This is a genomic window from Shigella sp. FC1661 (genome assembly GCF_001712525.1).
GTDB classification, from domain to species: Bacteria; Pseudomonadota; Gammaproteobacteria; order Enterobacterales; family Enterobacteriaceae; genus Escherichia; species Escherichia coli.
In genome coordinates, this window is the sequence record NZ_MDGW01000180.1 from 1 (window position 1) to 4356 (window position 4356).

Here is a 4356-nt window from a genome sequence, read left to right on the forward strand (position 1 = left end):
GATTTGTTCTGGTGTTATCGGAGAGGCTTTTGGTGTTTTGCCCTGACGCTCATCACGCAGTTGTTTGACCCATCTTGTCATTGTGGAAAGGCCAACATCCATAGCTTTGGCGGCATCTGCCACCGTGTATTTCTGGTCAACAACCAGTTGAGCGGATTCGCGTTTAAACTCTGCGCTAAAATTTCTTTTTTTCATTGGAGCACCTGTGTTGTTCTGAGGTGAGCATATCACCTCTGTTCAGGTGGCCAAATTCAGTGTGCCACTTCACAAGGTGAGAGGTTTCTTTGATGAGGTGACATTGGCTTATCGTGGTTTAACCGATGAACAAAAGAAAGTAGTTGATGCTTTAGGTTCTGGCTTGATTAATAGCTTAAAAGTCTTGGCTGGTGTTATTGCTGTAAAGAAAGTTGTTGGTGTAACCAGAAGTATTTACGGGCTTATGACAGCTATCACAAGATTAGGTCAGGTCGCTGATACTACAGCGGATAACGTGAATAGAAAGAATGGGAAACCATCAAGACTAAACCCTATGAATATGCTATTAGCTGGTAGTGCTATCTATGCAGGTTATGAAAGATTAGCTTCTACACCTGAACGAATGGAAGCACAAGCTAAATTACCAGAGCTAGCTAAAGAGTCTGGACTTAAACCAGTGTTCACTATGGACGATGTGAAAGGTTGGTTTAGTAGTGCAGCTAATAAAATTGCTAACTTCCAAGAACCGATGAATAACTTCGTAAATAACACACAATCAACTCCACCAGCTATCACAGGTGACATAGTTAATAGTAATGCTCAACTTGCAATGACTATTAGTGAGCTATCACGCAAGGTTGATGCTTTAACAGTAGAAGCCAAGAAGCCCTTGTCAGTTAATATCACTGGTGAAGCAACTGTTAGACCGGATGAACCAGCTTTCTTTACTTTCAATCAATCAGCTAATGACCAGTTCACGCAGGATATGCTCTTAAGTTCAAGCTATCCAGAGGAAGAATGATTTCTTATATATCCGTGTGCTACGTGAAATCTTCTGAACAGATATACCCACTGAAAAATAGAATTTACGTAGCTCACGCTTAACAGAGAAAATACTTATATATCAAAGGCTTGGTTAAAAATGATTAAAATACACTAAGTCTTTGAAATCAAAGGAGAATTTAATGATTTGCACTAATCAGCTTCGTTACACTGGCAAAGATGGCGTTTACTTTCATCTACAAGGCCAACCAGATAATTTCTTGTCACTATCAGCAACTGAAAACATGGAATTTGACAGCCCTATGATGGTTACCACTCAAAATATGCAATCAGGGCAGACTGTAACAGATAATGTTCAAAGAGCACCCAGAACAATCACTATTAGTGGTGTGGTTGTGGTTGGTGAATCCGGTAGTATCCTTATCTCAAGAGATAATAAGCTGGTGGAGAACTTCATCGACACTCTTGAAAGCTGGCGTGACCAGAAGCAGATTATTTCAGTCATCTGTAAAGATGGAATTAAAATTGATGACTCCATTATTACAAGCTTTAAAGCCTCTAAAGATGTTGGAATTTCTAATGGCCTAAGAATCCAGCTAACTTTTCAGGAAATTAACTTCAAAGCTATTGTTGGTCAAACAGATATTTCAGCAGCAACTGGAAAGACAGCTACTACAAATGATGGTGGTGCTACCAGTAAAAAGAATACTGGTAACACTACGACAAGCTTAGGTAACGGTATGTTGATGTGTCAGGAGCTATATAATCGCTCTACGAGTGAACTCACTAATGAGCAACTTCAAGCCCGTATCAATTGTGGTAAAAATGTCAGAGTTGAGAATGGAAAAAGCACCTTCTCAGATGCCGCTAATGAGCAAGCTTCAAAGGTGCTTAAGTCGGGTAATGCTTTACGGAAGTACTCTGTGAATCCGAATAAGAAGGGCACTTACTGATTTTGCTTTTGTGTGTATAATCTCTTTGCATGTATAAATACACAGGGTGTATAAGAAAGTGAAGATTATTCATGTGGATATGGACTGCTTTTTCGCGGCGGTGGAGATGCGCGACAATCCCGCCCTGCGCGATATCCCTATTGCTATTGGCGGCAGCCGCGAACGTCGGGGGGTGATCAGTACCGCCAATTATCCCGCGCGTAAATTTGGCGTACGTAGCGCTATGCCGACAGGGATGGCGCTCAAATTATGCCCGCATCTCACCTTGCTTCCGGGGCGCTTTGACGCCTACAAAGAAGCCTCAAATCATATCCGCGAAATCTTCTCGCGCTACACCTCGCGTATTGAACCGTTGTCACTGGATGAGGCTTATCTCGACGTCACCGATAGCGTCCATTGCCACGGTTCTGCGACCCTCATCGCCCAGGAAATCCGCCAGACGATTTTCAACGAGCTGCAACTGACGGCGTCTGCGGGCGTGGCACCCGTAAAGTTTCTCGCCAAAATCGCCTCCGACATGAATAAACCCAACGGCCAGTTTGTGATTACGCCGGCAGAAGTTCCGGCATTTTTACAAACCTTACCACTGGCAAAAATCCCCGGCGTCGGCAAAGTCTCGGCGGCAAAACTGGAAGCGATGGGGCTACGAACCTGCGGTGATGTACAAAAGTGTGATCTGGTGATGCTGCTTAAACGCTTTGGCAAATTTGGCCGCATTTTGTGGGAGCGTAGTCAGGGGATTGACGAGCGCGACGTTAACAGCGAACGGTTGCGAAAATCCGTCGGCGTGGAACGCACGATGGCGGAAGATATCCACCACTGGTCTGAATGTGAAGCGATTATCGAGCGGCTGTATCCGGAACTTGAACGCCGTCTGGCAAAGGTGAAACCTGATTTACTGATTGCTCGCCAGGGGGTGAAATTAAAGTTTGATGATTTTCAGCAAACCACTCAGGAGCACGTCTGGCCGCGGCTGAATAAAGCTGACTTAATCGCCACCGCGCGTAAAACCTGGGATGAACGCCGCGGCGGGCGCGGTGTGCGACTGGTGGGGCTGCATGTGACGTTGCTTGACCCGCAAATGGAAAGACAACTGGTGCTGGGATTATGAATAACATACAAATAAGAGACTATCAGCCTGGCGATTTTCAGCAACTATGCGCTATTTTCATTAGAGCGGTTACGATGACTGCCAGTCAGCATTATTCACCACAACAAATTGCCGCCTGGGCGCAGATTGACGAATCTCGCTGGAAGGAGAAACTCGCGAAATCACAAGTGCGGGTTGCAGTCATTAATGCAAAACTGGTCGGCTTTATTACCTGCGTTGAACACTATATCGATATGTTATTTGTTGACCCTGAATACACCCGCCGTGGGGTTGCCAGCGCTTTGTTAAAACCTTTGATTAAGTCTGAATCCGAACTTACGGTGGACGCAAGCATAACCGCAAAACCCTTTTTTGAACGTTATGGTTTTCAGACAGTTAAGCAGCAACGCGTTGAATGTCGGGGAGAGTGGTTTATTAATTTTTATATGCGTTATAAACAGCAACATTAAATCCAGCTTGCAATGAAAATAACGCAAGCCTAGTATGTGCGCGTTTTCTTATTCCACAAACTGCAAGGAGGTAAATCATGACAAATCCTTTATCAATGACTCTTTGCAGACCTTTCCAGGATTAATTCTTTTTTTCTTGCCCTGGATTCGTCTGCTATTTCCTGATTTTTTAATTGTTACTCTCAATAATTCAAGTCGCAACACATGCAACTTGAAGTATGACGAGTCTATTTACGGAATGGTATATGGGCAATTATATTCGTCCCTTATCCGATGCGGTATTTACCATCGCATCTGATGACCAGTGGATCGAGAGTTTAGCGATCCAACAATTACACACCACGGCAAATTTACCCAACATGCAGCGCGTAGTGGGGATGCCAGATTTACATCCCGGACGCGGCTATCCGATTGGCGCAGCGTTCTTCTCTGTTGGTCATTTTTATCCGGCACTGGTCGGCAATGATATCGGCTGCGGTATGGCGCTATGGCAAACAGATATTCTCGCTCGCAAATACAACGCCGATAAGTTTGAAAAGCGATTATCAGATCTGGATGACGTTGCTGAAGAAAGCTGGCTGGAGGAAAACCTGCCGTCAGCATTTGCACAGCATCCTTGGTGCAGCTCGCTTGGCTCTATCGGTGGCGGCAATCATTTCGCTGAACTGCAACAAGTTGATCAAATCATCAACGCTGAACTGTTTGCACTAGCAGGTCTGGATGCACAACATCTGCAACTGTTGGTTCATAGCGGCTCGCGGGGGGGGCCCCTATTAAGTTGTCAAGCATGTTATGACCCCTGCGGGGTATAAAAAGTCCCGTCGCGCATCATGGCGAACAGAACGTCGCAGCGTCGTCTCGCCAG

Annotated in this window: 5 protein-coding genes and 2 pseudogenes; 5 read left to right on the forward strand and 2 right to left on the reverse strand. The window is 45.1% G+C overall.

Features of this window, described 5'->3' with window-relative positions:
- Positions 1 to 195: IS3 family transposase (locus tag BFF42_RS11620; RefSeq protein ID WP_032291100.1), on the reverse strand; the 195-nt coding region annotated here is incomplete at its 3' end.
- 70 nt (positions 196 to 265) lie between these two features.
- Between BFF42_RS11620 and BFF42_RS11625 the strand changes: the two are divergent.
- The 5 genes and pseudogenes from BFF42_RS11625 to BFF42_RS11645 all read left to right on the forward strand — a co-directional run.
- Positions 266 to 997 (forward strand): annotated as a pseudogene (locus tag BFF42_RS11625) (tape measure protein); the annotation flags it as partial.
- Positions 998 to 1160: 163 nt separating this feature from the next.
- Positions 1161 to 1931, forward strand: a complete 771-nt coding sequence (locus BFF42_RS11630; RefSeq protein ID WP_000564146.1) for a phage baseplate protein — start codon at positions 1161 to 1163, stop codon at positions 1929 to 1931.
- A gap of 58 nt (positions 1932 to 1989) precedes the next feature.
- The gene (gene dinB, locus BFF42_RS11635; protein ID WP_000691315.1) at positions 1990 to 3042 is read left to right on the forward strand and encodes a DNA polymerase IV; all 1053 of its coding nucleotides are present in this window, start codon (positions 1990 to 1992) and stop codon (positions 3040 to 3042) included.
- Positions 3039 to 3491: a GNAT family N-acetyltransferase gene (locus tag BFF42_RS11640; protein ID WP_001059855.1), complete on the forward strand. Its 453-nt coding sequence runs from the start codon at positions 3039 to 3041 to the stop codon at positions 3489 to 3491. The genes dinB and BFF42_RS11640 overlap by 4 nt, the downstream gene beginning before the upstream one ends.
- A gap of 245 nt (positions 3492 to 3736) precedes the next feature.
- Positions 3737 to 4255: pseudogene (locus BFF42_RS11645) on the forward strand (RNA ligase RtcB family protein); the annotation flags it as partial.
- A 26-nt stretch (positions 4256 to 4281) separates the two neighbouring features.
- Here BFF42_RS11645 and BFF42_RS27705 read toward each other — a convergent pair.
- On the reverse strand, positions 4282 to 4356 hold a 75-nt coding region (locus tag BFF42_RS27705), incomplete at its 5' end, for a hypothetical protein (RefSeq protein WP_228365084.1).